At 57.7% G+C, this 25,755-nt stretch carries 28 protein-coding genes; 19 read left to right on the top strand and 9 right to left on the bottom strand.

Annotation, left to right across the window (positions count from 1 at the left end):
* The first annotated feature begins 27 nt into the window (after positions 1–27).
* The 12 genes from trmB to bluB all read left to right on the top strand — a co-directional run bounded on the left by trmB (position 28) and on the right by bluB (position 11,766).
* A complete protein-coding gene (gene trmB / locus Q1K31_RS15820; RefSeq protein ID WP_300381717.1) occupies positions 28–738 on the top strand; it encodes a tRNA (guanosine(46)-N7)-methyltransferase TrmB in 711 nt (236 codons plus the stop codon).
* A gap of 225 nt (positions 739–963) precedes the next feature.
* Positions 964–1,173 carry a cold-shock protein gene (locus tag Q1K31_RS15815; protein ID WP_300381714.1) on the top strand — a complete coding sequence of 70 codons (210 nt, stop codon included), beginning with the start codon at positions 964–966 and terminating at the stop codon, positions 1,171–1,173.
* Between the two features lie 103 nt (positions 1,174–1,276).
* Positions 1,277–1,885 (top strand): ribosome maturation factor RimP, encoded by a 609-nt coding sequence (gene rimP / locus Q1K31_RS15810; RefSeq protein ID WP_300381711.1) that lies wholly within the window; start codon positions 1,277–1,279, stop codon positions 1,883–1,885.
* Positions 1,882–3,684: a transcription termination factor NusA gene (gene nusA, locus Q1K31_RS15805; protein ID WP_300381708.1), complete on the top strand. Its 1,803-nt coding sequence runs from the start codon at positions 1,882–1,884 to the stop codon at positions 3,682–3,684. The genes rimP and nusA overlap by 4 nt, the downstream gene beginning before the upstream one ends.
* The gene (locus Q1K31_RS15800; RefSeq protein ID WP_300381705.1) at positions 3,665–4,336 is read left to right on the top strand and encodes an RNA-binding protein; all 672 of its coding nucleotides are present in this window, start codon (positions 3,665–3,667) and stop codon (positions 4,334–4,336) included. Before nusA ends, Q1K31_RS15800 begins: the two co-directional genes overlap by 20 nt.
* 57 nt (positions 4,337–4,393) lie before the next feature.
* The gene (gene infB, locus Q1K31_RS15795; RefSeq protein WP_300381702.1) at positions 4,394–6,952 is read left to right on the top strand and encodes a translation initiation factor IF-2; all 2,559 of its coding nucleotides are present in this window, start codon (positions 4,394–4,396) and stop codon (positions 6,950–6,952) included.
* Positions 6,953–7,079: 127 nt separating this feature from the next.
* On the top strand, positions 7,080–7,652 hold the full coding sequence (locus tag Q1K31_RS15790; protein ID WP_300381699.1) for a YcxB family protein: 573 nt from the start codon (positions 7,080–7,082) through the stop codon (positions 7,650–7,652).
* The gene (rbfA, locus tag Q1K31_RS15785; RefSeq protein ID WP_300381696.1) at positions 7,612–8,025 is read left to right on the top strand and encodes a 30S ribosome-binding factor RbfA; all 414 of its coding nucleotides are present in this window, start codon (positions 7,612–7,614) and stop codon (positions 8,023–8,025) included. Before Q1K31_RS15790 ends, rbfA begins: the two co-directional genes overlap by 41 nt.
* Before the next feature lie 115 nt (positions 8,026–8,140).
* Positions 8,141–8,752 carry a manganese efflux pump MntP family protein gene (locus Q1K31_RS15780; RefSeq protein WP_300381693.1) on the top strand — a complete coding sequence of 204 codons (612 nt, stop codon included), beginning with the start codon at positions 8,141–8,143 and terminating at the stop codon, positions 8,750–8,752.
* Positions 8,753–8,890: 138 nt separating this feature from the next.
* Positions 8,891–9,832 carry a tRNA pseudouridine(55) synthase TruB gene (gene truB / locus Q1K31_RS15775; RefSeq protein WP_300381690.1) on the top strand — a complete coding sequence of 314 codons (942 nt, stop codon included), beginning with the start codon at positions 8,891–8,893 and terminating at the stop codon, positions 9,830–9,832.
* A gap of 155 nt (positions 9,833–9,987) precedes the next feature.
* Positions 9,988–11,085: an alkene reductase gene (locus tag Q1K31_RS15770; protein ID WP_300381687.1), complete on the top strand. Its 1,098-nt coding sequence runs from the start codon at positions 9,988–9,990 to the stop codon at positions 11,083–11,085.
* Between the two features lie 57 nt (positions 11,086–11,142).
* On the top strand, positions 11,143–11,766 hold the full coding sequence (gene bluB, locus Q1K31_RS15765; RefSeq protein ID WP_300381684.1) for a 5,6-dimethylbenzimidazole synthase: 624 nt from the start codon (positions 11,143–11,145) through the stop codon (positions 11,764–11,766).
* A 6-nt stretch (positions 11,767–11,772) separates the two neighbouring features.
* Here bluB and Q1K31_RS15760 read toward each other — a convergent pair whose 3' ends face one another.
* Positions 11,773–12,510 (bottom strand): spermidine synthase, encoded by a 738-nt coding sequence (locus Q1K31_RS15760; protein WP_300381681.1) that lies wholly within the window; start codon positions 12,508–12,510, stop codon positions 11,773–11,775.
* Positions 12,511–12,774: 264 nt separating this feature from the next.
* On the opposite strand from Q1K31_RS15760, the gene rpsO reads away from it, so the two are divergent.
* The 5 genes from rpsO to Q1K31_RS15735 all read left to right on the top strand — a co-directional run bounded on the left by rpsO (position 12,775) and on the right by Q1K31_RS15735 (position 17,987).
* Positions 12,775–13,044, top strand: coding sequence for a 30S ribosomal protein S15 (gene rpsO / locus Q1K31_RS15755; protein ID WP_300381677.1), 270 nt, complete (start codon positions 12,775–12,777; stop codon positions 13,042–13,044).
* Between the two features lie 69 nt (positions 13,045–13,113).
* The gene (gene pnp, locus Q1K31_RS15750) at positions 13,114–15,252 is read left to right on the top strand and encodes a polyribonucleotide nucleotidyltransferase (RefSeq protein ID WP_300381674.1); all 2,139 of its coding nucleotides are present in this window, start codon (positions 13,114–13,116) and stop codon (positions 15,250–15,252) included.
* 191 nt (positions 15,253–15,443) lie between these two features.
* Positions 15,444–16,283, top strand: a complete 840-nt coding sequence (locus tag Q1K31_RS15745) for a CAP domain-containing protein (RefSeq protein WP_300381670.1) — start codon at positions 15,444–15,446, stop codon at positions 16,281–16,283.
* A gap of 130 nt (positions 16,284–16,413) precedes the next feature.
* A complete protein-coding gene (udk, locus tag Q1K31_RS15740) occupies positions 16,414–17,100 on the top strand; it encodes a uridine kinase (protein WP_300381668.1) in 687 nt (228 codons plus the stop codon).
* Between the two features lie 26 nt (positions 17,101–17,126).
* Positions 17,127–17,987 (top strand): CAP domain-containing protein, encoded by an 861-nt coding sequence (locus Q1K31_RS15735; RefSeq protein WP_300381665.1) that lies wholly within the window; start codon positions 17,127–17,129, stop codon positions 17,985–17,987.
* Here Q1K31_RS15735 and Q1K31_RS15730 read toward each other — a convergent pair.
* The 3 genes from Q1K31_RS15730 to Q1K31_RS15720 all read right to left on the bottom strand — a co-directional run bounded on the left by Q1K31_RS15730 (position 17,984) and on the right by Q1K31_RS15720 (position 20,143).
* Positions 17,984–18,664, bottom strand: coding sequence for a nitroreductase family protein (locus tag Q1K31_RS15730; protein WP_300381662.1), 681 nt, complete (start codon positions 18,662–18,664; stop codon positions 17,984–17,986). The genes Q1K31_RS15735 and Q1K31_RS15730 overlap by 4 nt on opposite strands.
* A 36-nt stretch (positions 18,665–18,700) precedes the next feature.
* Positions 18,701–19,300: an NAD(P)H-dependent oxidoreductase gene (locus Q1K31_RS15725; protein ID WP_300381659.1), complete on the bottom strand. Its 600-nt coding sequence runs from the start codon at positions 19,298–19,300 to the stop codon at positions 18,701–18,703.
* 186 nt (positions 19,301–19,486) lie between these two features.
* Positions 19,487–20,143 (bottom strand): SDR family oxidoreductase, encoded by a 657-nt coding sequence (locus Q1K31_RS15720; RefSeq protein ID WP_300381658.1) that lies wholly within the window; start codon positions 20,141–20,143, stop codon positions 19,487–19,489.
* Between the two features lie 162 nt (positions 20,144–20,305).
* On the opposite strand from Q1K31_RS15720, the gene Q1K31_RS15715 reads away from it, so the two are divergent.
* Positions 20,306–21,205 carry an SDR family oxidoreductase gene (locus Q1K31_RS15715; protein ID WP_300381655.1) on the top strand — a complete coding sequence of 300 codons (900 nt, stop codon included), beginning with the start codon at positions 20,306–20,308 and terminating at the stop codon, positions 21,203–21,205.
* Between the two features lie 5 nt (positions 21,206–21,210).
* Here Q1K31_RS15715 and Q1K31_RS15710 read toward each other — a convergent pair whose 3' ends face one another.
* The 3 genes from Q1K31_RS15710 to Q1K31_RS15700 form a co-directional block, all read right to left on the bottom strand.
* Complete coding sequence (locus tag Q1K31_RS15710) at positions 21,211–22,026, bottom strand: enoyl-ACP reductase (RefSeq protein WP_300381652.1); 816 nt, start codon at positions 22,024–22,026, stop codon at positions 21,211–21,213.
* A gap of 69 nt (positions 22,027–22,095) precedes the next feature.
* The gene (fabA, locus tag Q1K31_RS15705; RefSeq protein WP_300381649.1) at positions 22,096–22,650 is read right to left on the bottom strand and encodes a bifunctional 3-hydroxydecanoyl-ACP dehydratase/trans-2-decenoyl-ACP isomerase; all 555 of its coding nucleotides are present in this window, start codon (positions 22,648–22,650) and stop codon (positions 22,096–22,098) included.
* A 98-nt stretch (positions 22,651–22,748) separates the two neighbouring features.
* The gene (locus tag Q1K31_RS15700) at positions 22,749–23,285 is read right to left on the bottom strand and encodes an SH3 domain-containing protein (protein WP_300381645.1); all 537 of its coding nucleotides are present in this window, start codon (positions 23,283–23,285) and stop codon (positions 22,749–22,751) included.
* An 89-nt stretch (positions 23,286–23,374) separates the two neighbouring features.
* On the opposite strand from Q1K31_RS15700, the gene Q1K31_RS15695 reads away from it, so the two are divergent.
* On the top strand, positions 23,375–24,361 hold the full coding sequence (locus Q1K31_RS15695; RefSeq protein ID WP_300381642.1) for a D-glycerate dehydrogenase: 987 nt from the start codon (positions 23,375–23,377) through the stop codon (positions 24,359–24,361).
* Between the two features lie 55 nt (positions 24,362–24,416).
* Here Q1K31_RS15695 and Q1K31_RS15690 read toward each other — a convergent pair whose 3' ends face one another.
* Both Q1K31_RS15690 and Q1K31_RS15685 read right to left on the bottom strand, forming a co-directional pair.
* Entirely contained in the window at positions 24,417–24,662 is a 246-nt protein-coding gene (locus Q1K31_RS15690; RefSeq protein ID WP_300381639.1) for a DUF1150 family protein, read from the bottom strand.
* 214 nt (positions 24,663–24,876) lie between these two features.
* Positions 24,877–25,551: an FAD-binding oxidoreductase gene (locus tag Q1K31_RS15685; protein ID WP_300381636.1), complete on the bottom strand. Its 675-nt coding sequence runs from the start codon at positions 25,549–25,551 to the stop codon at positions 24,877–24,879.
* Positions 25,552–25,755 lie beyond the last annotated feature (204 nt).

The raw sequence follows: 25,755 nt of genomic DNA, 5'->3' as shown, positions 1-25,755 counted from the left end.
CCGGCCTCTTCTTTGCAAAAGACCTCCATGTCTGACGGCCCCCGAAACTCAGCTGAAACACCTGCGATCCGCACCTTTGGGCGGACGGGCGGTCGTCCGCTTTCTCCACGCCAGCAACGCCTGCTCGAAGAGCGTATGCCCGAACTGGCCATTCCGGATGAAGCCAGGCAGATCACGCAGGTCGACACCCTGTTTGCATCCGGCATAGAGACATTCTGGCTCGAGATCGGCTTCGGGGGTGGCGAGCACGTCATTTCACAGGCAGCAGCCAACCCACAGACAGGCATTCTTGCCAGCGAGGTTTTTATAGAAGGTCTCGCCAAATGTGTGTCAGGGATTGAAGAAGGTGGTCTAACCAATGTGCGCCTCTGGAATGAAGATGCCAGACTGCTGATTGATCGCTTGCCAGACGCCTGTCTGGACCGGATTTTCATCCTGTTTCCGGACCCTTGGCCCAAGAAAAAGCACCACAAGCGCCGTATCGTCCAGCCGGAATTTCTGGATGCTGTCTGCCGTGTAATGAAGCCGAGTGCCCGTTTGCGGTTTGCCACGGATGTCCGGTCCTACGCCGACGAGGCACTGGAGAAGTTTCTGGCCGATGACCGCTTCGACTGGCTGGCGTGCCGGGCTGATGATTGGCGTACACCACCCGAAGACCACTATCGCACACGCTACGAGACCAAGAATCTCGGCGATGTAAAGCCGGTTTTTTACGAGTTCCGGCTCCGCACGAATTAATCCTGATGGCCTCATAACGAAACTTAAAGGCAGCTGTCATGTAATCGTGATTGCACAGGTCTTTTGCTTCAGGCATACTGTGAAAATCGAATATTGCGGTCGGTCTGAATGCCAAGACCCCGTCGGACCGACGGCCCTGACTTCACTTCCCCCGTTATTTCGAGACCCTTCGTGACCGTCCGCACGGTGCGGGTCCGGCACGGGGAGAAGACTGGAGTAGCCATTATGGCAACCGGAAAAGTTAAGTGGTTCAACGACCAAAAAGGCTATGGCTTCATCAAGCCGGACGCCGGTGGTTCTGATGTGTTCGTCCACATCTCGGCCGTTGAGAAATCGGGCATGCGCACCCTCGCTGAGGACGCCCCTGTTTCCTACGAGCTCTATACGGACGAGCGCCGCAACAAGACCTCCGCGGTGGACCTGAAACTTCTCTAGACAAAATCGCCTGAAAAGACTATTTCAGGTGCCAAGTCGAAAAATATCGGCGGCGGGTCCGGAAACGGGTCCGCCGCTTTCTTTTGTCCGGAGACAATTTCCCGTGATCGCGCTGACGCAGCAGGAAAAAACCATTCTCTCCCTGATCGAGCCGCTTGCTGAAGGGCTCGGCATGGAGGTTGTTCGTGTGCGCCTGATGGGCGGCAAGCGCCCAACATTGCAGATCATGGCAGAAAAAGCCGGCGGCGCCCCAACGAATGTCGAGGATTGCGCGGAGCTTTCGCACGCAATCTCGCCGGCACTCGAAGCCGCTGATCCGGTCTCTGACCCCTATCGCCTTGAAGTCTCGACGCCGGGCATTGACCGCCCGCTTACACGACCCGGCGATTTCGGCCGCTGGACCGGCCACCTGGCCAAGGTAGAGCTCGCCATGCCAATCGAGGGCCGACGCCGCTTCCAGGGTGTGATACAACGGGAAGACGAAAATGGCGTGGCGATAGAGCTCGATGATGAAAGCGAACTTGTCGCCCAGGTTCACGAGATGTCGAAGGCCAGCCTTGTGCTTACCGACGAACTGATCGAGGCGGCAAAGGCTGCAGGCGGTCTGCCACCCCAGCCTGACGACGAGAATTTCTCCGGCCTCGACATTGATGATTCCGGAGATAACGAGAATGAAAACAATAACGACGAAGACAGTGGAGCAATGAGATGAGCGCAGTCGGCGTATCAGCCAACCGGCTGGAAATCCTGCAGATCGCCAAGGCGGTCGCAGAGGAGAAGGCGATTGACCGGACCATCGTCATCGAGGCGATGCAGGAAGCCATCGAGAAGGCCGCGAAGTCGCGCTACGGTCAGGAACACGATATCCGTGCCCTGATCGATGCCGACACTGGCGAGCAGACACTGTGGCGCGTCCAGACTGTCGTCGCCGACGAGGACATCGAAGATCCTGCCCAGCAGGTCTCACTCAGCGATGCAAAGAAGCTGGACGATGCCTATGAGATCGGCTCCGAGATCAAGGAAGAACTGCCGCCATTCGATTTTGGCCGTGTTGCGGCCCAGACGGCCAAACAGGTCATCATGCAGAAGGTGCGTGATGCCGAGCGTGAGCGCCAGTACGATGAGTACAAGGACCGTGTTGGCGAGATCATCAATGGCATCGTAAAACGCGTCGAGTATGGCCACGTCATCGTGGATCTTGGCCGCGCCGAAGGCATTATTCGCCGCAATGACGGCATCCCACGCGAGAACTTCCAGCCGAATGACCGCGTGCGCGCCTATCTCTACAAGGTTTCCCGCGAAACCAAGGGCCCACAGATCTTCCTGTCGCGCGGCCATCCTGACTTCATGGTCAAGCTGTTCGCTCAGGAAGTTCCGGAAGTTTATGATGGCGTCATCGAGATTCGTGCCTGTTCGCGTGACCCCGGGTCGCGCGCCAAGATTGGTGTTATCTCCAATGACAGCTCGATCGACCCGGTCGGCGCCTGTGTCGGTATGCGTGGCGCACGCGTCCAGGCTGTTGTCGGTGAGCTTTCAGGCGAGAAAATCGACATCATTCCATGGAATTACGATGCAGCCACGTTTATCGTGAACGCGCTGCAGCCGGCAGAAGTCTCGAAAGTTGTCCTTGATGAGGATGAGAGGCGTGTCGAAGTCGTCGTCGCAGACGACCAGTTCCCGCTGGCCATTGGCCGGCGCGGCCAGAATGTCCGTCTCGCTTCGCAGCTGACGGGATGGCAGATCGACCTGGTTACCGAAACGGCCGACTCCGAGCGTTACCAGAAGGACTTCCAGGCTCGCACGGAACTCTTCATGCAAGCCCTCGATGCCGATGAGACACTGGCCCAGCTTCTGGCCTCTGAAGGTTTCGAGAGTGTCGAAGAAATCGCCTATGTCTCGCCGGAAGACTTCATCTCCATCGAAGGCTTCGATCTGGATGTTGCCAACGAGATTCAGGAACGTGCCCGCGAGTATCTCGACAATCTTGCCGCAGAGCAGGACGCCAAGCGCAAGGAGCTGGGCGTCAGTGACGAGATGATGAATCTTGAAGGCATGACAGTCGGCTTTGCCGTGAAGTTCGGTGAGAACGACATCACCTCGGTCGAAGATGTTGCCGGTCTCGTGCCTGACGACATCACTGGCTGGCGAGAGCCCGGTCCGGACGGCAAACCGGTCTTCCAGGACGGCATTCTCAAGAAAGGCGACATGCGCAAGGATGACGCCCAGCTCTTCATCATGCGTGCGCGTGTCGCAGCCGGCTGGATCGAGCCGGAAGCACTCGAAACGCTTCAGGCCGAAATGGCCGCACAGGCTGCTGGTGAAGAATCCAACCTTTCCGAGGAAGACCGGGCGCTTGCTGCTCTTGGTGAAATCGGCAAGTCCAGCGAGGAAAGCGGTGAAATAGCCGAAGATGACCTGATCTTCGATCTTGATGCGCTGGCTGCCGAAGAAACGGCTACGGGCGACGAAGCAGGCCCAGAGGACGGCGACGATGCCGAGCCAAAGGAATGAGCCCGCAAGGCGCCTGAAGGCGTCCGCTGAATCAGGTACTGGCGGCACACCGTGCCGCCAGTGCGCTGTCTCACGTGAAAGCCTGCCACAGGACAGGCTGATCCGCTTTGTCCGCTCGCCTGATGGTGTGGCGGTTCCCGATGTCGCAGGAAAGCTTCCTGGACGCGGAGCGTGGGTCAAGGCGGATCGTGCGAGTGTCGACGAAGCTGCGAGCCGGAATATTTTTTCCAGGGCTTTCAAGACAAAAACTGTTCCGGCAGACGATCTGGCGGGGGTTGTCGAAGCCCAGCTTGTTCAGCGTTGCATTGGCCATCTTGGCATGGCGCGCAAGGCAGGTGCAGCTATCATTGGATTCGACCAGGTTCGTGACTATCTAAGGAAACAACCGCCTGGCTATCTGATTGAAGCAAGCGATGGCAGCGAGGATGGACGGAACAAGGTTCATTTTCTCGCAAAGGCGATGTATGACATGCCCAATACGGCAGGCGCCCTTACGTCTGCTGAATTGGGCATGGCCTTTGGCAGGGCGCATGTGATACATGCCCTGCTTCAGGAAGGCGCGCTGTCGGACTCGTTTGGAAGAGCCTATCAACGGCTTACGGGTTTCAGGACAGCACCGGAACGAGACTGGTTCTCCGGTCGGAAACGGTAAACAGACACAACGGCAGGGAATGGCCCGGCCGGATAAAACGCAGGTATACGGAGTCGCATGAGCGATACGAAAGACAAAGGCAACAATACTGGCGGACGCAAGCCCCTGACGGTGTCCCGCGGATCAAGCGGTACGGTCAAGCAGAGCTTTAGTCACGGCCGGTCCAAACAGGTCATCGTACAGACCAAGAAACGCCGCGTCGTTGGACCTGGCGGGGCTGGTCAGGGCAGTGGCGGCAAAGCTCCTGCTGGCGGAGGATCTGCGCCTGCGTCTGGCGGCAACAAGCAGTCCAAGCTTGCCGAGGCCGCGAAAAAGCTGGGGATCACGGAAGAAGAACTGGTTGCGCGCCAGAAAGTGCTGCTGCAACGCCGTGAAGCCGAACAGCAGCGCGAGGCCGAAAAGAAGCGTCAGGAAGCTGCTCGCGAGCGCCTGCTTTCCGAGCAAGAGCGCAAAGTCCAGGAAGACAAAGAACGCGAGGAAGCTGAAGCCCGGCGTAAGGCTGAGGAAGAAGAGCGCAAGGCGCGCGAGGAAGCTGAAGCCAAGAAGAAAAAGGAGCAGTCTCGCCAGGACCGCAGCGCCGCTCCAGCGGGCGCACCTGCGCCTGACATGCCAATTCCGGAACCATCACAGAACCGCGGAAAGAAATCCCGCAAAGGCGGCAATAATGACCGTGACTTCAGCGATGGCGGATCTTCCAAGGGCAAAGGCGGCGGCAAACGCCGCAAGGGTAAGCTGACGATCGCCAGCGCGCTCGGTGACGATGGTGAGCGCCAGCGTTCCCTTGCTTCGGTCAAACGGGCACGTGAACGCGAACGCGAACGCCGCCAGTCCGGCGACGAAGCAGGCGAAAAGGTTTCCCGCGAAGTTACACTGCCGGAATCCATCACGCTGCAGGATCTTTCCCAGCGCATGAATGAGCGCGTTGCCGACGTCGTGAAATACATGATGCGCCAAGGCGAGATGATGCGTGCCAACGACATCATCGATGCCGACACGGCCGAACTTATCGCCGAGGAGTTTGGCCACACGGTCAAGCGTGTTGCCGAATCCGACGTCGAAATCGGTCTTGAAGGTGACGAGGACGATCCGAAGGATCTGGAGTCCCGCGCTCCGATTGTGACGGTGATGGGCCACGTCGACCACGGCAAGACCTCACTTCTCGACGCCCTTCGTTCTACGGACGTTGTTGCCGGGGAAGCCGGTGGCATTACCCAGCACATCGGTGCCTATCAGGTTCAGCTGGAATCCGGCGACCGGATCACCTTCCTGGATACGCCGGGCCACGCCGCATTCTCCGCGATGCGGGCCCGCGGCGCCGATGTCACGGACATCGTCATTCTGGTAGTCGCAGCAGATGATGGCGTCATGCCGCAGACGATCGAGGCCATCAAACACGCCAAGGCGGCAGAAGTCCCGATCATCATTGCCGTCAACAAGTGTGACAAGCCGGACGCCAAGCCGGAGAACGTCCTGACGGAGCTGCTTCAGCACGACATCCAGGTTGAAGCTATGGGCGGTGATGTGCAGGCCGTGAGTGTCTCTGCGACCGAACGGACTGGTCTGGAAGAACTCGCCGAAGCCGTAACGCTCCAGGCAGAGCTGCTTGAACTCAAGGCCAACCCGAACCGGGATGCCGACGGCATCGTCGTAGAAGCCCAGCTAGACAAGGGCCGCGGCCCTGTCGCGACTGTTCTCGTCAATCGCGGCACGCTGAAGCGTGGCCAGATCGTGGTTGCGGGAAAACAGTGGGGCAAGGTCCGGGCGCTTATCAACGAGCGTGGCCAACAGCTGAAGGAAGCCGGTCCGGCGATCCCCGCCGAGGTCCTGGGGCTCAGCGGTGCACCGGAACCGGGCGACATGTTCAATGTTGTCGACAGCGAAGCGCGCGCGCGCGAAATCACCGAGTATCGCAGCCGCGCTGAGCGTCAGAAATCCGGTGTCGCCTCCGCACGCGCCTCCCTCGAGTCCCTGATGAACTCGATGAAGGACGACAAGGACGTCTCCGATCTGCCGCTGGTGGTGAAAGCGGACGTACAAGGCTCTGTTGAGGCGATTACCCAATCTGTCGAACAACTGTCGAATGACGAAGTTCGCGCCAATGTCATTTATGGTGCCGCTGGCGGTATATCCGAAAGCGACATCCTTCTGGCCAAATCTTCGAATGCACCTGTGTTTGCCTTCAATGTGCGGGCAAACAAGCAGGCACGGGAGCTTGCGGAAAAAGAAGGGGTAGAGATCCGGTACTATTCGGTGATCTACAATCTTATCGATGATGTGAAGGATACGCTCTCAGGCATGCTTGCCCCGGAGAAACGCGAGACCTTCATCGGCTATGCCGACATCCTCGAAGTCTTCAACATCACCCGTGTTGGCAAGGTTGCAGGCTGTAAGGTGTCGGAAGGCACCGTCAAGCGTGGCTGTGGCGTCCGCCTGCTGCGGGATGATGTCGTTATCCACGAAGGCAAGCTGAAAACGCTGAAGCGCTTCAAGGACGAAGTCCAGGAAGTCACCTCCGGCATGGAATGCGGTATGGCTTTCGAGAAATATGAAGACATCCGCGAAGGTGACAAGATTGAGTGCTTTGAAGTCGAGATGGTCGAGCGCAAGCTGGACTAACAGATCGACGCATTGACTGAAGCCGTGGTGAAAGCCGGGAAATCTCCCGGCTTTTTCCATTTCCGGTTAAACTTCACATGGCAACTTCGGCCTTGTGACATCTCTTGCGAAAGCCGTTCGTAGTCCCATGGAACAGAGCCCCTCTGCATTACACATCTCTGGCCAGTTGCGCGACAAGGACATGAAGCGCCTGGTTAACGAGACTCGCTCTTCCAATATCGGGCCGACCTCGCTCTATTATGCAGGTGTAACAGCGCCGGCTATCTCGGCCAGCATGGCTCTGGTCTCCCGCCATATGCTGGATCAGGCACCCTTCTCGGCATACTGGATCTGGCTTATCTCGACGATGATGGCTGCGATGGCCGGCATCGTCTGGTATTTGATCTTTGTTAGATGGGCCTATCGTCATCAGGCAGGGCGCGCAGGTGAGATCGATACTGAAACAAAGATTGACCTGACCCCACAAGGTCTGCACATCCAAAGAGGTGCGGTGGAAACCCGCATTACATGGCCTGGGGTGAAAGATGTGCGATTGCGCCGTGGCTATACGCTTATCACCTTTTATGGTGCCGACCCGGTAATCGTGCCGAACAAGTGGTTTACAGGCAACAAGGCTACGGCAAAGGCCTTCAGGAGCCGGCTGATGGAAGGATTATCCCATGGCACGCAACAGGAAGAGACAAGACCCGGCCGCGCTTGAGCCTTCCCAGCGCCAGCTTCGCGCTGGTGAGCTGATCCGGCATGCCCTGACTGACATTATGATGCGTGAGGAGTTCCGCGATCCGGACCTCAATGGCGCGAACATCACGATAGGCGAGGTTCGCACCTCCCCCGACCTGAAACATGCCAATGTCTTCTGTTCCCCGCTCGGCGAAACCGACCCGAACGAGCAGGACCGACTGGCCAAGGCGCTCAACCGCGCTTCTTCCTTCGTTCGTATCAAGCTCGGCCAGCGTATTGACATGAAGTTCACGCCGCGACTGAACTTCATTGCAGATCACTCCTATGACGAAGCAAGCCACATGGATGCGATCTTCAACAGTCCCGAAGTCAAACGTGACCTGGACGACTAGGCAATAGTCATCGACTCTCCTGACGTGTGCAGGCTGGTCACGTTAACCACATCTTCCTGTAAAGAAACGATGGCCCACTTGCGCCCGCCACCATTGCCCGCCTAAACCTGCCGGCATGAGCGGTTTCCTGACCTTGATAGCGCTTGGCTTCAGCCTTTCTGTCGATGCGTTCGCTGCCGCCCTCGGCAAGGGCGCAGGCAGCGGAAGCGGACGTTTCCTGGACGCCCTGAGAATTGGTGCTGTCTTCGGCGCGATGGAAGCTGGAATGCCCGTCATCGGCTACATGGTGGGCCTGGTACTCGCCGCATGGATGCAACCGATCGACCACTGGATTGCCTTCGGGCTTCTGTTTGGCGTCGGCTTTCACATGATCTTCGAGGCCTTCCGTGGTGACAGCGCGGATGAAACCGCTGCCAACGCCGTGACCGCCATAGAAACCGCCCCAGGTGATGCCGGACGCACACGCTGGATCCGGCTCGCCCTTGCGGCAACAGCAACCAGTATCGATGCCAGCGTTGTCGGGGTCAGCCTCGCAGTCATGGATGTAAACATTGTTGCCGCCGTGATCGTCATCGGCATCATCACAACGGCCATGGCGACATTCGGCGTATTGATCGGACGCAAGGCTGGCAGCTGGATGGGCCACTATGCTGAGGCCACCGGCGGCGCCGTGCTGATCATTATCGGGGCGCTGATCGTCTGGCAGCATCTGGCACAAGGCATCTAGCCGCTGACACAAAGCGCTCATCGCCCCATTGACGCCGTACGCCGGGCCGACTAGCCCGCTTTCCTGATTTTGTGTTGACCTGCTTGATTTAGCCCGCCCCGGCGTTCGAACCGCCAGACGGGCAAGACGGAGGATACCTTGGCGCGCAACCGCAAGAAGAAAGGCCTGCCAGTGCATGGCTGGCTAAATGTCGACAAGCCTGTGGACGTCACATCAACCCAGGTGGTCGGCATCCTGAAACGGTTGTTCAATGCCCAGAAGGCGGGGCACGGCGGCACGCTTGACCCGCTGGCCGACGGTATCCTGCCGATCGCGTTCGGCGAGGCGACCAAGACAGTGCAATGGGCGATGGATGCCGACAAGGAATATGTCTTCAGCATTGAGTGGGGCCGCACGACCGACACGCTGGACGCCGAGGGCGAGGTCATCCGGAGCTCGGAAACGCGCCCCGAACGCGCTGCGATCGAAGCCGCGCTGGAAAAATTCGAAGGTGAGATCGATCAAATCCCGCCGAAGTATTCCGCCATCAAGGTCGATGGCGAACGTGCATATGATCTTGCGCGTGATGGCGAAGAATTCGAAATTCCTTCCCGTCAGGTATTCGTTCACGAAGCCAGGCTTGTGGAGATTCCAGATACTGACCATGCCGTCTTTCATGTCCGTTCCGGCAAGGGCTTCTATGTCCGGGCACTGGCCCGTGACCTCGCTGGTACGCTTGGTTGCGACGGGCATGTCTCAAAGCTGCGCCGGATACGTGTCGGCGTCATGCATGAGGATGAAGCGATAACATTGGCCGAACTGGAAGCCATGACCGAACGCGAGGCCCTGCTCGAAACCTTGCTGCCGGTTGAGGAAGTCCTGGAGGATGTCCCGGACGTCGAGATCAGCGACGAAGACGCCGCTGCGATACAGCAGGGACGTGAAGTGATGCTGATGCCGCATGTGGTCGAACGCTGGCGCGCAGAGAAGAATCCGGACCCGGAAGATCGCCTTGCTCTGGCCATGGCCGGCGACAAGGCAGTTGCTATGGGCGAAGTCCGTGCTGGACGGTTCCAGCCAGTGCGCGTCTTCCAGATGTAGGTCCGCACTGCCTGATCACCCCCGGATGACGGGCCTTCCATTCATGCAGTTGCGGAACATCTCTTATACCGCAGTCTTTTCAGACCAGGGCGCGACACCACGCTTACGACTTCCCATCTGAAGGCGCGTTGAAACAGGAAGGATAATTGAAACACATGACCGAGAAAATTTTCGAACCCATTTCCCTCGGCGACCTCACCCTGCCCAACAGGGTTTTCATGTCCCCGCTGACACGTAACCGGTCCACAGAGGGCACGGACGCGCCACATGCTCTGAACGCGGAGTATTATGCGCAGCGTGCCGGCGCCGGCCTCATAATAACCGAAGCCACCCAGATATCTCCGGAAGGCAAGGGATACGCCTGGACACCGGGGATCTATAGCGAGGAACAGGTCAAGGGCTGGAAGCTCGTCACTGATGCCGTACACGCCAAGGGTGGACACATCGCGCTTCAGATCTGGCATGTCGGACGTATTTCACACACGTCACTCCAACCGGACGGCCAGTCCCCGGTTGCACCCTCCGCCGTGGCGGCCAAGTCCCGCACATTTGACGGGCAGGGCTTTGTCGAAACATCAACACCGCGCGCCCTGGAAACCGAGGAAATTCCGCGCCTTCTGGAAGATTACCGCAAGGCGGCCGAAAACGCGAAAAGGGCCGGCTTTGACGCAGTCGAGATCCATGCCGCAAATGGCTATCTGCTCGACCAATTCCTGCGCGACAGCTCCAACCAGCGTACCGACCAATATGGCGGCTCCATAGAGAACCGGACACGGCTTCTGAAAGAGGTCATAGAGACCGTCACAAGTGTCTGGAACCCAAAACGCGTAGGTGTTCGCTTCGGCCCATATTCCACCGCCAATGACGTATCCGACAGCGACCCAGTCGCGCTGTTCTCCCGTGCCTATACGATAGCCAACGAGGCTGGCCTCGGCTTTCTCGACATCATCGAAGGCCAGACGGGTGGTGACAGGGATGCCCCCGAAGAGGGGCTGGACGAGCTGCGCCGTCATTTCGACGGCCTATATGTCGCCAATAACGGGTTTGGCCGCAGCCTCGCAATTGAACGCGTAAACAGCGGCAAGGCCGATGCTATTGCCTTTGGCCGCCCTTACATCGCCAATCCGGATCTTGTCGAACGCCTTGAAAAGGATGCACCGCTCAACACCCCGGACTCCGACACCTTCTATGGCGGCGGAGCAGAAGGCTACACTGACTATCCGTTCCTGGATGAAGTCGAGACCGCCAGCTAGTACCCGCAATCAGTTCTGGCTCTGGACAGATTGCACTCCGTGCGCACAAGGCATGGTATGCAATTCTCCAGAGACCAGTCTGAAACCCTGATTGAGATCATGAAATGGCGGCGCGATGTTCGCCATTTCTCATCCACCCCAATTCCAGAAGATGTCATGACCCGGCTGGGCGAAGCGATGGAACTCTCGCCCTCGGTCGGCAACTCCCGCCCATGGCGAGTACTGCGCATAAGGGATGAAGACCGCCGTGCCCGCGTATCCGAGCTTTTCGAGCGCTGCAACAAGGAAGCAGCGGCCAGCTATACCGGTGAAGCCCGGCAAGAGTATCTCAAACTCAAGCTCGCCGGATTACGCGAAGCGCCTGAACATCTGGCTTTTTTCACAGAAACCGAGCCACAGGAAGGCCGGGGACTCGGCCGGCAGACGATGCCTGAAACGCTGTTTTATTCCACCGTCATGGCGATGCATACACTATGGCTTGCGGCGCGAGCGGAAAATATCGGGCTCGGCTGGGTCTCGATCCTCGAACCCGGCGAACTCGCTGGCATCCTCGATGCTGAGGATAGCTGGCGGTTCACAGGCTATCTCTGCCTTGGCTATCCCACATTCACTGACGCTGAGCCTCTCCTGCACCGCAAGCAGTGGCAATCGAACAAACAAAGCGTCTGGGCCACTCGCTAAACAGGCTCAACCGCCCTTCTTGGCGAGGTACACTGTCTGCGTGAATGGCTTGTCCTGAAGGGGGTTGTGAAAGGTTACAGGTTCACTCCATGCGTCTGCAAACACCCCGTTCATGCGAGTAATGAACGCCTTATCGGCACTCGCGTCCGACCAGAGCCCCATGATTCCACCCGGTTTGAGGTGACGGGAAAGCTTCTCCAGCCCAGACTTACTGTAGAAGCTTCCGCTGCGTTCATCCAGCAACCAGTCGGGGGTATGGTCGATGTCGATGAGGATGGCATCATGCTGTCGGCCGGGCTCCTCCATGGAGAAACCCTCCTCTGAGGCAGCCAGTCCGAAGAAATCACCCTCCTGCAACTGGCAGCGCGGATCATCCGTAAGTGGTGGTTCGATCGGAACGAGCTGCTTTTCATGCCACTCTATAACCGGAGAAAGCATTTCAATGACCCTGAGGCGGGCAATCCGGTGATCTTCAAGAGCGGCAGCAGCCGTATAACCCAGCCCCAGGCCGCCAATGACAACGTCCCAATCTCCAGACGCAGCTAATGGCCCGTCCGCAAGAGCAGCGAGCCCCAGCTTCGCCAGCGCGATCTCGGATGCGGTAAAAAGGCTCGACATGAGATGCTCGTCACCGAGCATGATCTCATGAACATCGCAGCCCAGCGAAAGAATATGCCGCCGGCGCAGGCTGATGGCTCCAATTGGTGTTACCTGATAGTCCAGTTCCTCGAACAGACGGCCCATTTCCACTCCTGCATTCATACCTACTTCAAGGTCGTAGAGCGTGGCGTCGACCAGCGAAACCCCACAGCGATTTCCACACCCTGCCCCTTTCCAAAACCGGCTAGATATGCGATGTCGCCGGCCTTGAGGCGAGCGTCTTGGACTTGATCTGCAGCTGGACGACATCCCGGTCAGTTGGTCCCCGTCGCCCTCCCCTGAAGAGCGCCCGGATAGCGGGCAATATGTAACCGGCCCCTGGGGCCAGACGAACGAGAGTATTTGACGATGTCGATCACGGCAGACAAGAAAACCGAACTGATCAAGAAATTCGCCCAGAACGATGGCGATACCGGGTCTCCGGAAGTCCAGGTTGCAATCCTCACAGAACGGATCAACAACCTCACCGAGCACTTCCAGACCAACAAGAAAGACCACCATTCGCGCCGCGGCCTGCTCAACCTGGTCGCCACGCGTCGTAAACTCCTCGACTATCTGAAGGGGAAGAATGAGGACCGCTACAAGGCCCTCATCGCAGAGTTGGGGATCCGCCGCTAGGCACCCCACACCAGCCCGCCCGGACATGCGGTCCTGGCGGGCTTTTCGTATGCAAGAGAAAGATTGAACATGTTTGACAAGCAAACCGTGTCGCTGGAATGGGCCGGCCGCACGTTGACGATCGAGACGGGCCGTGTCGCTCGTCAGGCTGACGGGGCCGTCCTCGTCACTTACGGTGAGACGACTGTCCTCGCGACAGCGACATTCCGCAAAGAGGCCAAACCGGGACAGGATTTCTTCCCGCTGACGGTCAACTATCAGGAAAAATATTATTCATCGGGCCGCATCCCCGGCGGGTTCTTCAAGCGTGAAGGCCGCCCGACAGAGAAAGAGACGCTGACATCGCGCCTCATCGACCGCCCGATCCGTCCGCTTTTTGTGGAGGGCTTCAAGAACGAAGTCCAGGTCGTACCGACCGCGATCTCCTATGACATGGAGAACGATCCCGACATTCTCGCCATGATTGGCGCATCCGCCGCGCTGGTACTCTCCGGTGCTCCCTTCATGGGCCCGATCGGCGCAGCCCGCGTCGGCTACAAGGATGGCGACTACATCATCAACCCGACTGTTGACGAACTTGAAGAGTCCGAACTGGATCTCGTTGTTGCCGGTACAGGCGACGCGGTCATGATGGTTGAATCCGAAGCCAAGGAGCTTTCGGAAGACGTCATGCTGGGCGCGGTCATGGCTGGCCACGAAGCCATGCAGCCGGTGATCGACGCGATCATCAAGCTGGCTGAGAAAGCTGCCAAGGAACCGTTCGAGTTCGAGGCAGAAGACCTGTCCGCCGAACTTAAGCAGATCCAGGACCTCGTTGGCTCCGACCTTTCGGCTGCCTACAAGATCACCGAAAAGCTGCAACGCCAGGAAGCTGTCGGCGCAGCCCGCGAAAAGGCTGCAGAAGCCCTCGTCACGACCGAGGAAAAACCCGACGGCATGGACGAAGCGGTCTTCAAGTCCGCCTTCAAGAAAGCCGAAGCCAAGGTGGTCCGGGGCGACATCATCAAGACCAGCAAACGGATTGATGGCCGTGCCCTCGACCAGGTTCGCCCGATCACGGCCGAAGCCGGATTCCTTCCACGCACGCATGGCTCCGCGCTCTTCACCCGCGGTGAAACGCAGGCGATCTGCGTTGCCACGCTGGGCACCTCCGACGATGAACAGCTCATCGACGGCATTGGCGGGACGCGGAAAGAGAAGTTCATGCTTCACTACAACTTCCCGCCCTATTCCGTCGGTGAAACAGGCCGCATGGGCGGCACGTCACGCCGCGAGACCGGCCACGGCAAGCTTGCCTGGCGGGCGCTGAGCGCTGTTCTGCCCAAGCCGGAAGAGTTCCCCTATACGATCCGCCTGGTCTCCGAGATCACGGAATCAAACGGTTCCTCCTCCATGGCCACTGTATGCGGTTGCGCCCTGGCCATGATGGACGCCGGTGTGCCGATCTCCCGTCCGGTTTCCGGGATCGCCATGGGTCTCATCAAGGAAGACGACGGCGTTGCTGTCCTGTCCGATATTCTTGGTGACGAAGACCATCTCGGCGACATGGACTTCAAAGTTGCCGGCACAGAGGCTGGCGTGACGTCTCTCCAGATGGACATCAAGATCGCCGGTATCACGCGCGAGATCATGCAAACCGCCCTCGACCAGGCTAAAGGCGGGCGTGCGCACATTCTCGGCGAGATGAACAAGGCACTGTCTGAATCGCGTGGCGAGCTTTCGCAGAACGCCCCGCAGATGGAGATCGTCAACATTCCAGTCGACAAGATCCGTGATGTGATCGGCTCCGGTGGCAAGACGATCCGTGATATCGTCGACACAACAGGTGCCAAGCTCAATGTCGAGGATGACGGAACGATCCAGATTTCCGCGCTTGATCGGGAGTCGATTGATGCCGCCAAGAAGCGTATCCGCGAACTGACGGCAGAGCCGGAAGCTGGCGAAATCTACGAAGGCAAGGTTGTTTCCATCAAGGACTTCGGTGCCTTCGTGAACTTCTTTGGTCCAAAAGACGGCCTCGTCCACGTCTCCCAGATGGCAGACGAGCGTGTTGGCCACCCCAAGGATCTCGTCAAGGAAGGCGATACCATTTGGGTCAAGCTGATGGGTTTTGATGACCGGGGCAAAGTGCGCCTGTCCATGAAGGCAGTCGACCAGGAAACCGGCAAGGACAAGGAAGCCGCCACCGAAGGTGCGGATACTGAATAAATCCTGATTCGTCAGACTTTTATGTAAATAGAGAGAAGGCCGCCCCTCACCGGGCGGCCTTTTTTGTTACAAATATTTAATGCGTGCGGCTGAATTTTCGAATGAATACAGCTCGTTCAGCACACGCACAAAAATTTTCCCTGCTTTTCCATGTCGTATTTTAATTGACACAAAACTGTCATGAAGGCTTCATGACGGGCATGTTACAGATTTATGACAAACTCCGCACCTCTCCGCTGCTGGCTCTGGCGGCAGCGGGAAGTACGCTTGCCGCACTACCAGCCGCCGCCCAGGAAGGTTGCGACCTGTCAGACGGCTATGCTGACGCACTGGTCTCATACGTCTCCGAAGTCGAAACCTGCCTCGATCAGGCAGATGCCTTCCTGATCGAGAAAGAAGATGACGTCTTCGCCATGACCAACTCGGCACGTGAAGCCGCGGACCTTACTCCTCTGGAACGGCGGGCTTCGCTTGATCAGGCCGCGCGTGCTCATGCGCTGGATATGGCTCAACGCAATTATGCCGGGCATAGCGACCTTGAAGGACGAAGCCACATCTACAGGATGCGCGCGCTCGACCGCCAGGTCCTGGCCAGCGCGACGGGCGCAAATATCGTCGTGCTTGATGCTACGGCCAGTCCGAAAGCAGTTTACGAAGCCATACGTTCAGACAGTGCCAATCGCGCAAATATCAACCGGGAAGGTTTTACAGACACAGGGATTGGTATCGCTGAGGGTAATGGCAAGCTTTATGTCGTCCAGATGCTGACAACTGTCGACGGAGAGCTTGAATCTCCGCTGCCCTTGCAGATCACGCAGGCGACAAGCTTCACGCCAAACGTCAATGAAGACAGCTTCCGCACAGCGGGATGGAACCTGACGGATGATGCCGGAAACCGGCTGGCTGGCGGCAAGTTGATGCGGATGCACGCCGACAGCATCAACTTCAATGACAAGGCCTATCTCGATGTACTCGTCGAACTCGATACAGACACATATGTCCTGCGTGGACCCATGGTTAGCCGCCAATAGCTGCTCATAATCACCGGCTCTTGCCACAACATTCCGGGCGCTCCTGAAGGGGCGCCCTTTTTGTTCATATTGCAGCGCGAGCTATCATAGGCGGGTTTCCAATCCGGTCAGGAGGCGACTAAATGGGAATATGATGGAGCCCCCGCCCTTTCTCATTGCCATGTCCGGCGGTTCAGGATCCGGCAAGTCCACGCTTGCCGACGCCCTGATCGCCAAACTGACACCGGAAAACGCCGTGATCTTTCACGAGGATGGCTATTACCATCCCATGCGCCATTACGGGCCGTGCGACACAGAGGAACAGCGCGCGGCGATTATTGCCCAGGTCAATTATGATGACCCTGCGTCGAAAGACACGAACCATATGGTCAACGACATTTCGGCGCTAAAGGACGGCCAGGCGATCGACCAGCCCGTTTATGATTATGACCATCATGACCGGTCTGAGAAAACGCACAGGATCAGCCCGGCCCCTGTCATCATACTTGAAGGCATCCACGCCCTGTCAGTACGAGATTTGCGACCCCTGATCGATCTGTCGATCTATGTCGATACGCCCGATGATTTAAGGCTGGCCAGACGCATCAGACGTGACGTGGTTGAACGCGGACGGAATGTGGAGAGCGTCATAAGCCAGTATCTACAGACCGTGCGGGCAAGCCATTATCGCCACACCCACCCAGCCAAGTTTGAAGCAGACCTTGTCATTGCTGATGAAGGCCTGCCCGCCTATGGGGATGTGACGCCCAGTGACGCAGCGATCGAGCGAATGCTTGCCCCGGTCCTCTCCCGCCTGACTGCGGCAAACATCTTATAGCAACCATTTTCACTACAATACCTGCCATGAAGACACTGGCTCTCATGATCGCAGCATCGCTGATGAGCGCCGCCTATGCGCTGCATGCGGACGCTTCGTGTGATCTATCCTCACAGTCACGCGCCGTCTCGGTTGCCAGCTATGTAGAGGACGGAAAATCCTGCCTGGAAGACCTGCCTGGCGGGTATGGAATAGATCCTGTGATGGAAGCCGCCTTCCTTGCGCATGTGAACAAAGCCCGGCTTGCCCGCGACCTCCCGCCCCTGATATTGCGTCCGGAACTGGCACCTGCTGCCAGGTGGCACAGTCTGGACATGGCCGCGAACGACTTCTTTAGCCACAAGGGCAGTGACCAACGTTCAGCCGGCCATCGGATCACAGCCTTTGATCGCACGCTTCTTTCCAGTGTTCAGCGTGAAAACATTGCCGCCATCCGCGGGCCATATGACCCGGAAACGGTCGTCAAACGCCTGCATGACGGCCTAATGAACAGCAAAAGCCATCGCCAGTCCATTCTGGCCGACGATATCTCACACATCGGGCTTGGCGTCATAACACGCAGGGATGGGGTCTGGGTAACACAGGTCTTCGTACGCCAGGATGGGGAATTCTCCCGGCACGTCCCATTGCGGATAGAGGCAGGATCTGAAATTCAGCAAGCTGTCAGTCTGAAAGGCTGGGCCGCAAGCGGGCTAGCTGTTCGAAAGAGTGACAAGACGACAAAGATCGGCAGCGAAGGGAAGCTGTCAGGTCGCATCCCAACGTCAATGCGCGGCACCTATAGCCTGACAGTCCGCGGGGAAAAGCCCGGTGCCAGAAAAGGTAGCCGTCTGTACATACACTTCACAGGGCCGCGCACAGAAATTGTGGCGCCGTCGTCCAGCTAGAGAAAGTCCGCAATCTCGCCAAGTGGCTTCTTCTTCAGCGCATGTTTCGGCACCATTGCGCTTTCAGCCGGGTGGCCAGCCACAAGGATGAGAAATGGTTTCTCAGTAGCCGGTCGGCCACATAGACCATTGAGAAAGCTCATCGGGTTGGGTGTGTGAACCAGTGTGGCGAGGCCTGCCTCATGACAGGCGGCGATCAGCAATCCCGTTGCGATGCCAACACTCTCATGAATGTAGTAGTTCTTCCGGTCCTCTCCGCTTTCGGCGCCACCGCGGCGCTGGGCGAAAATGCAGATAAGCCAGGGAGCGATCTCCATATATGGCTTTTCAGCATCGGTACCGATGGGTGCCAGTGCGTCCAGCCACTCCGAACCCGCCTTTCCCGCATAAAATGCTCTCTCCTCCGCTTCAGCAGCTTCCCGGATTTCGCGCTTCTTTTCCGCCGACCCGACACAGGCAAAGAACCAAGGCTGATGATTGGCCCCCGATGGCGCAGTTCCAGCGGCCCTGACACAAGCCTCAATGATCTCACGCGACACCAGCCTATCGGAAAAATCCCGCACGGACCTGCGGGTCTCTAGCTGTTGATGAAACGCGATCGCGCGGGCCTGCATCTCGGCTTCAGGTCGCTGCTCGTAGCCGGAAAGTGGTTCGTGGGTCGCAGATGACGTTTTCATGCTTCAGGTCTTAATGAGAGGAAGCACCTCTGCCAATCATGCACCAATGACACGGCGCCCAGCAACCCTGCCACGTTCACCAGCCTGTTTCAGCCAATGCTTGATCTTTTCCGGCCGGGCCTGCTTGACCGCACCGACATGCAGCGCCCGCACAGGCTTGATACCCGCATACTTGAGCACAAGGTTTTCCGCCTGGTTGCGCCCAGGCCGCCCATAGACAAGCCGGTCATACCAGGCCGGGCTATCGGCAGTAATGAGCATGTCGGCTGAGCGCCCAGTCAACAGCTTGTCCCACCAAGGGCCTTTCTCGTGATAGCGCATCGCAAATCCCGGCAGATATGCCCGGTCAATTACGCCTTTCATCTTGGCTGGCATTGAACCCCACCAGTAAGGGTAAGCCCAGCAAAGGTGATTGGACCACACGATATTTTCACGCCATGTCTCCAAACATGGTTCGAGCGGTTTTCTCTGTTTAAAGCCGTAAGTCAGGTCGGGATCGAAACTCATATCGTTGAGATGCATCCGCCGGATTTCGGCTCCTTCTGCTTCTGCAGCGACCTGATAGGCATCTGCCATGCCATGGGACAGCGATTGGGCACTTGGATGCCCAACCCAGATGAAGATGCGTATGCTCATGCGACCCCGCATAATGAATAATGAATATTTTCATAATTATTCATTATGCGAATTGCAAGGTTTCTGTCTTGCGCAGGCTTCGAAGCAGAAAATCTGCTGATGATTAATGAAAGTGCGGTGGCCCGGATACCGCTGCTGAGGGCAGACCACAGGCTTTGCTGCCCACCCGGACAAGCGCGTTACAGCCTATCGGCGCTCCAGCGCCTTCACGGCATCTTCAACAGGCATGTCCCCATCCGTGACCTCGATAATCTCCCGGCGCACAGAAGGAGTATCAATCAATTCGGCGAGCAGGCTGGCGACATTCCCGCGGGCCACATTACCGTATGGAATAGCGTGACCAGCTTTCACCCTGCCGTCGCCGTCCTCATGCTGGAGCGTGCCCGGACGCAGGATGACATAATCGAGTCCACTTTCGGTCAGAGCGACATCCGCCATCTTCTTCTGTTCCATATAATGCTCGAAGCCATCGCTTGTGTCTCGCCGGCGCCCTGCATCCGGAAAGACGGAGACTAGGTAGACACGTTTCAACCCGGTCCTGCGCGCGGCCTCTATGAGCTTGAGCGGGCCCTGACCGTCGATTGCTGTTGTCCGGTCCCAGCCACTGCCGGCTGCGCCTGCCGAAAAGACAGTCACATCGGAACCCTGCAGCATCATCTCAAGATCATCTGCGCTGAGCTCCATAATATCACCTAGGGCTGGCATGACACCCACCTGGCGAAGAGGTTCGGCCTGATCCGGCTTTCTGTGAAGCCCGGTCACACTATGTCCCCGCTCTATCAGCATCGGCACCAGACGATGGCCGATCCCGCCGGTCGCGCCAATCAGGAATATATCGGACATTATGTTCTCCTTCAGCCGGACAGTCTCGTCCATGCAAGGGGCAACCGCCACGCTCAGGACTTGTTCCTTTCCCGTCAGCCTTCCTCGCCGTCACGTCTGTGCGCGAGGGCGAAGGAAGAGTAATCTCCAATAACAAGAACAAGATCAAACGGGAGGACAATCATGAAAGATTTCAGCGGCAAGGTCGCCGTCGTAACGGGCGGTGGCGCAGGTATGGGCCGGGCAATGACACGCCAGCTCGCCGAGGCCGGATGCAGCGTTGCGATCTGTGACATCTCCGAAGAAGACATGGCTGTCTCGGTGGCAGAGGCCATTAAGCATGCGCCGCAGAGTGTTCGTGTGACAAGCTTCAGGGCGGATGTCTCAGACGAAACTGCCGTCAATGCATTCGCCGAGCATGTGCGTGCGGCCCACGAGATTGACCATGTCCACCTGCTTATAAACAATGCGGGAATTGGTGGTGGCGGCAGCTTCGTGGCCGACCAACGCGCCAATTGGGAGCGGACCTTCAATGTCTGCTGGTATGGTGTTTACAATAATGCGCGCGCCTTCATGCCCATGCTGCTCGCTGCCGAGGAAGGCCACATCGTCAATGTCAGTTCGGTCAACGGCTTCTGGGCGAGCCTCGGGCCCGAGACTCCGCATACAGCCTATTCAGCTGCAAAGTTCGCTGTGAAAGGTTTTACCGAAGCACTGATCACGGATCTTCGGATCAATGCGCCACACATCAAGGCCAGCGTTGTGATGCCGGGCCACATCGCCACCCAGATCGCGCTGAATACGCTACGGGAATTCGGGGACAATTCCGGCGTAGGTGGAGCGGGTGAAGAATACGAAGCAGCCAAAGCCCGCGGCGAACAGTTCCGCGATACAGGACTGACCAGCGCAGAAGAAGCTGCAACAACTATTCTGGACGGTGTCCGATCAGAAAAATGGCGTATTCTCATCGGGCCTGATGCTGAAGCCATAGACGCCGCTGTGCGACTAACACCTGAAGACGCCTATGAAGGCGCGTTTGGCATGGACGTCTTTGCAGGCGTAAGGGCAGCTGTTCAGGGCTGAGCGCCTTATTCTCCCGGTTCGTCCGGAACGCCAACCGCATGGAAACCGGCATCAACGTGCATGACTTCGCCCGCAATCGAGTGACCAAGGTCAGACAGGAGGTATAGCGCTGCACCAGCAACGCCTTCCATCCTTGTGTCTTCCTTGAGGAATGACCAGTCACGCCCGGTGCCCATCAGCGCCTTGCCGCCCCTGATACCCGCCAGGGAGAGCGTCCGCATGGCACCGGCCGAGATGGCATTAACGCGGATTCCCTGTGGCCCGAGATCACGAGCCGCATAGCGCATCGAGGCTTCGAGACCAGCCTTGGCGACGCCCATGACATTGTAGGAAGGTACGGTGCGTTCCGCACCGAGATAAGTCATGCAGATTATGGCGCCGCCATCCGGCATCAGCTCGGCCCCGCGGCGGGCCGCATCGATAAAGGAATAGACCGATATGTCCATGGCCCGCCGAAAACCTTCCCGGCTTGTCTTCTCGACCATGGAACCTTGCAGCTCTTCCTTGCCGGCAAAGGCGATGGAATGAACCAGAAAGTCGATCTTGCCCCATTTTTCTTTCACAGCTGCAAAAGCGGCATCCATGCTTTCATCATCGGTCACGTCGGCCGGGACCATGAAGTCCATGCCGATGGATTCGACCAGCGGGCGTACACGGCGCTCGAGGCTCTCTCCCTGATACGTGAAAGCGATTTCCGCGCCCTGGGCTGCAAGCTGCTTGGAGATGCCCCAGGCAATGGAGTTCTGGTTAGCAACACCCATGACGATGCCGCGCTTGCCCTTCATCAGCTCGCCTGACGGCATGTTCCACTCGTCGGCCATGATCACTCCCTTGCGATAATTCGCGTAATTTCCAGTTTCACTCCGGGCTAGGACCGGGCGGGCGTGGCGTCAAGAACCGGGGATTCCGGTTTCGCCTTCCAGCACGTTCTTCAGGCCGACCTTCATGTCCAGCGCGGTATATACGTGCTCTCCATCAACATAGACCCGGCCATCGGCGATGCCCAGATTCAGCCTCCCGCGGCGGGCGCGTTTTATGTCGATCACATAGCGTACAAGCTTGTTGTCCGGCGTAATTTCGCCGGTGAATTTCACTTCACCGACACCGAGCGCGCGGCCCTTTCCCGGGGAGCCCGACCAGCCGAGCCAGTAACCCACCGCCTGCCACATCGCATCAAGCCCGAGGCAGCCAGGCATGACAGGATCACCCGGAAAATGGCACTGGAAGAACCAGAGGTCTGGCGTAATGTCGAGTTCGCCGACTACGCTTCCCTTGCCAAACTCACCGCCATCTGTGGTGATCTCGGTAATCCGGTCCATCATCAGCATTGGCGGCACAGGCAGCTGGGCATTTCCAGGGCCGAAAAGCTGGCCATGGCCTGAAACGAGAAGGTCTTCCTTCGAATAGGAAGACTTTGGCGTGTGGAATTCGTGTGGTCCGCTCATACGCACCCCTGACTGGCTAATTCGAAACAGGCCATGAGCCTGCCTCAAGCTGGAATGTCAAGCAAACAGGGCCGTGAAACGCTATCTCGCGATACACATCAAAGACCGCTGGTCTGGGTCTCTATTCCCCATATTGCGCTCTTCTTCACCCATCCGCGAAAACCATCGGCCTTCACTTTGCACCAGCCATTTTCACAACTGTCCAGCGCAGCGACAACACCCTTCTGGATCGAGGCGACCCCGCGTGAGAGCTCGTTCGGGCGCTTGCGCATAATCGCCTTGGCAAGCACAAAAACGTGACGCGAATCGTTGAGCATCCGTGCCTGCACCCATGTCTCGTCACCGTCCGCATCGCGTATCTGCCGCCAGTCTCTTGTCTCTTTCACGACAAGTACAGGCATGCCCTGACGCTCATAGCGCCAGACGATTTCGTGATCCTTGGACGGACCGCGACGTCCATGAACGGCAGAATAGCGAAGCGATTCGAAACGCGGCACGGGCTTTCCGGAAAATTGGCTGATTCGTACTGCCTCAGCCTCCGGCGCCGCTGTTGCAATGCCGGATACAGTCAGGATAAGGCAGGCCGAAGCGATGAGGCAGGCAAGCAGTTTCATGAAGTCATCATCGCGCGTCATGGTGAATCAGCGGTAAAGCGAACCGTGCCGCGTCGCATTGGCGATCAGTAAATGCTCTGCTATGCGCAATTGCAGGAAAGGAAACGTTCATGACCGCCAAGCGGCTGAAGGTGATCGTTACGAGACGTCTGCCGGATCCCGTAGAGATCCGCCTGAAAGAACTGTTCGACACCGAACTCAACGAGACTGATGTTCCCTTTACGAGGGAACAGATGGTCGACGCCGTCCAGCGCGCCGATGTCCTTGTACCGACAGTGACAGACGTGGTGGATGCGGAGCTGCTCGCCGAAGCCGGCCCGCAACTGCGCCATATCGCCCAGTTCGGGGCCGGAATTGATAACCTTGCGGCTGAAGACGCCATGAAACGGGGCATCACAGTCACGAATACACCCGGCGTCCTGACTGACGACACAGCCGATGTCACTATGGCCCTAATCTTGGCAGTTCCCCGTCGTCTGCATGAAGGCATCCAGCTGCTGGAGGCCGGGAAATTCGATGGCTGGGCGCCAACATGGATGCTTGGGCGCCGTCTATCTGGCAAGCGCCTGGGAATTATCGGCATGGGGCGGATTGGGCAGGCCGTTGCGCGCCGCGCCAGGGCTTTCGGGCTGCAGATCCATTATCACAATCGCAAGCCGGTCAACCGTCAGATCACTGAAGAACTTCAGGCAACCTATTGGGAAAGCCTCGACCAGATGCTGGCGCGCATGGATATTATTTCAGTGAATTGTCCGCACACGCCGGCTACGTTCCATCTTCTCAATGCCCGTCGCATCGACCTGCTCAAGCCGGATACCTTCATCGTGAACACAGCTCGCGGCGAGGTCATTGATGAAGCGGCACTGGCGCGCGCCTTACGCGCTGGCAAGATTGGCGGTGCCGGCCTCGACGTCTTCGAACGTGAACCGATCGTCAATCCGGAGCTGGTCGGCCTGCCAAACGTAATCCTGCTGCCACATATGGGGTCAGCCACAGTAGAAGGCCGCGTTGAGATGGGTGAAAAGGTCATCATCAACATCAAGACCCTCGCAGATGGCCATAAGCCGCCGGATCGTGTGATTCCGGCAATTCTGTAGTCAAAAAAAGCCCGGCATTCCTGCCGGGCTTGTCATTTGTTGTTTGTGTCAGAATCTAGTGAACGCTGACAGGCTGCATTTCATGGGCACGGGCAGCCGCGAATGCAGCATCGCGCCCCTCGACAACGGCTAGCTGCTGGCCTTCGCCATTGGCCAGAACGAAAAGCGAAGCACGGTCGTTAACCGTCTCAAGCGCTTCTTCGGGCAATTCGTTGATCTCATCTTCCGCTATACGGCGGACATAGACGAGATCCTTTGCCGAAAACAGCTGCTCGGCTTGATGTTCAAGGTCTGTCGTCATGGCATGCTCCTTCCTTCAAAGACAGGGCCACGACACATCATGCCCGGCAGAGCCCCGGTTTCGGCGACTCTTTTTTAAGCGCCGGGCCTAGTGTCTCTATAGAGGTGGTGGCTGCACTTCACCGCTTCAAGCTATCGATCAGACCAAAAGAGAGCGTTTGATCACATACATGCGCGCCAGGTGAACAGACGATCATCGCGCTTTGCATATCGGTTCAATCGAATTCCTCGGTTATGATATCCTTTTCCTCCACACCTATCTCTTTCAGGGCAGCCGAAATATCGTCAAGCATGGCATCAGGCCCGCAAATATAGCACTTGCCTTTACCCGGCGTGATGAGCCGTTGTAGCACGGCCTTGTCGATCTTGCCCTGCGGAAGCGAGCTGTCGGGCTGATCGGTAACGGTGAAATAGACCTTCAACCCCGGCATCTTTTCAAATGTGTCACGCAGGATGATGTCAGCTTCGGTCTTGTTGGAAAAGATAAGTTCGCACCCTTCAAGCGTACCCTCTCGCGCAAGTCGTTCCCGCAGAATGGCTATGAAAGGCGTGACACCAGCGCCGCCAGCAATGAACCAGCCAGGCCCTTCATCCTTGATTGCTCCCCAAGGGTCATCCGCAAGGACTGTATCACCAGGCTTCAGGTCTGCCAGACGCTTTGTAAGCCCGTCATGCTCTGGATAGATCTTGATTGTAAATTCAAGCGCCCCTTCCGATGGCAGGCTCGTCGGCGTGAAAGGGTGCTTGTCATCCCGCCAGCCTTCACGATCCAGACCTATATTGAAGGCCTGTCCAGGCGCGTAGGCTATGCCGGACGGCTTGTCGAACGTATAACGCTTCACGTCATGCGTAACTGTTTCGACAGATTGCAGGGTCAGTTTGTGGGACATTCTTGCGTCTCGCTCCGTATCTTCGAGATAGGAACGAGGTAAGAAGGTGGCATGTTCCGGCGGGGGATACAGCCATTATTCCAGGATCAAAACCGACCGCATCAATCGGCCACTTATCTGCCATACCAACGGTGCGACTAAAAAGATGATGGTGGAGCCTAGCGGGATCGAACCGCTGACCTCCTGCATGCCATGCAGGCGCTC

Source organism: Henriciella sp., from assembly GCF_029936995.1.
Classification (GTDB): Bacteria; Pseudomonadota; Alphaproteobacteria; order Caulobacterales; family Hyphomonadaceae; genus Henriciella.
The sequence above is the reverse complement of the archived record's forward strand: the minus strand, read 5'-3'. Positions and strand labels throughout refer to the sequence as shown.

Coding starts and splice junctions, on each gene's coding strand:
- Q1K31_RS15720 (WP_300381658.1), bottom strand. CDS start 20,143: ATGTCCGATATATTCCTGATTGGCGCGACCGGCGGGATCGGCCATCGT.
- Q1K31_RS15685 (WP_300381636.1), bottom strand. CDS start 25,551: ATGTCCCACAAACTGACCCTGCAATCTGTCGAAACAGTTACGCATGAC.
- Q1K31_RS15725 (WP_300381659.1), bottom strand. CDS start 19,300: ATGAGCATACGCATCTTCATCTGGGTTGGGCATCCAAGTGCCCAATCG.
- udk (WP_300381668.1), top strand. CDS start 16,414: ATGATGGAGCCCCCGCCCTTTCTCATTGCCATGTCCGGCGGTTCAGGA.
- rpsO (WP_300381677.1), top strand. CDS start 12,775: ATGTCGATCACGGCAGACAAGAAAACCGAACTGATCAAGAAATTCGCC.
- Q1K31_RS15760 (WP_300381681.1), bottom strand. CDS start 12,510: ATGGGCCGTCTGTTCGAGGAACTGGACTATCAGGTAACACCAATTGGA.
- Q1K31_RS15745 (WP_300381670.1), top strand. CDS start 15,444: ATGACGGGCATGTTACAGATTTATGACAAACTCCGCACCTCTCCGCTG.
- Q1K31_RS15790 (WP_300381699.1), top strand. CDS start 7,080: ATGGAACAGAGCCCCTCTGCATTACACATCTCTGGCCAGTTGCGCGAC.
- Q1K31_RS15770 (WP_300381687.1), top strand. CDS start 9,988: ATGACCGAGAAAATTTTCGAACCCATTTCCCTCGGCGACCTCACCCTG.
- Q1K31_RS15780 (WP_300381693.1), top strand. CDS start 8,141: ATGAGCGGTTTCCTGACCTTGATAGCGCTTGGCTTCAGCCTTTCTGTC.
- rbfA (WP_300381696.1), top strand. CDS start 7,612: ATGGCACGCAACAGGAAGAGACAAGACCCGGCCGCGCTTGAGCCTTCC.
- Q1K31_RS15815 (WP_300381714.1), top strand. CDS start 964: ATGGCAACCGGAAAAGTTAAGTGGTTCAACGACCAAAAAGGCTATGGC.
- Q1K31_RS15695 (WP_300381642.1), top strand. CDS start 23,375: ATGACCGCCAAGCGGCTGAAGGTGATCGTTACGAGACGTCTGCCGGAT.
- Q1K31_RS15715 (WP_300381655.1), top strand. CDS start 20,306: ATGAAAGATTTCAGCGGCAAGGTCGCCGTCGTAACGGGCGGTGGCGCA.
- Q1K31_RS15690 (WP_300381639.1), bottom strand. CDS start 24,662: ATGACGACAGACCTTGAACATCAAGCCGAGCAGCTGTTTTCGGCAAAG.
- infB (WP_300381702.1), top strand. CDS start 4,394: ATGAGCGATACGAAAGACAAAGGCAACAATACTGGCGGACGCAAGCCC.
- Q1K31_RS15800 (WP_300381705.1), top strand. CDS start 3,665: ATGCCGAGCCAAAGGAATGAGCCCGCAAGGCGCCTGAAGGCGTCCGCT.
- Q1K31_RS15700 (WP_300381645.1), bottom strand. CDS start 23,285: ATGACGCGCGATGATGACTTCATGAAACTGCTTGCCTGCCTCATCGCT.
- Q1K31_RS15710 (WP_300381652.1), bottom strand. CDS start 22,026: ATGGCCGACGAGTGGAACATGCCGTCAGGCGAGCTGATGAAGGGCAAG.
- bluB (WP_300381684.1), top strand. CDS start 11,143: ATGCAATTCTCCAGAGACCAGTCTGAAACCCTGATTGAGATCATGAAA.
- Q1K31_RS15730 (WP_300381662.1), bottom strand. CDS start 18,664: ATGAAAACGTCATCTGCGACCCACGAACCACTTTCCGGCTACGAGCAG.
- trmB (WP_300381717.1), top strand. CDS start 28: ATGTCTGACGGCCCCCGAAACTCAGCTGAAACACCTGCGATCCGCACC.
- pnp (WP_300381674.1), top strand. CDS start 13,114: ATGTTTGACAAGCAAACCGTGTCGCTGGAATGGGCCGGCCGCACGTTG.
- fabA (WP_300381649.1), bottom strand. CDS start 22,650: ATGAGCGGACCACACGAATTCCACACGCCAAAGTCTTCCTATTCGAAG.
- Q1K31_RS15735 (WP_300381665.1), top strand. CDS start 17,127: ATGAAGACACTGGCTCTCATGATCGCAGCATCGCTGATGAGCGCCGCC.
- nusA (WP_300381708.1), top strand. CDS start 1,882: ATGAGCGCAGTCGGCGTATCAGCCAACCGGCTGGAAATCCTGCAGATC.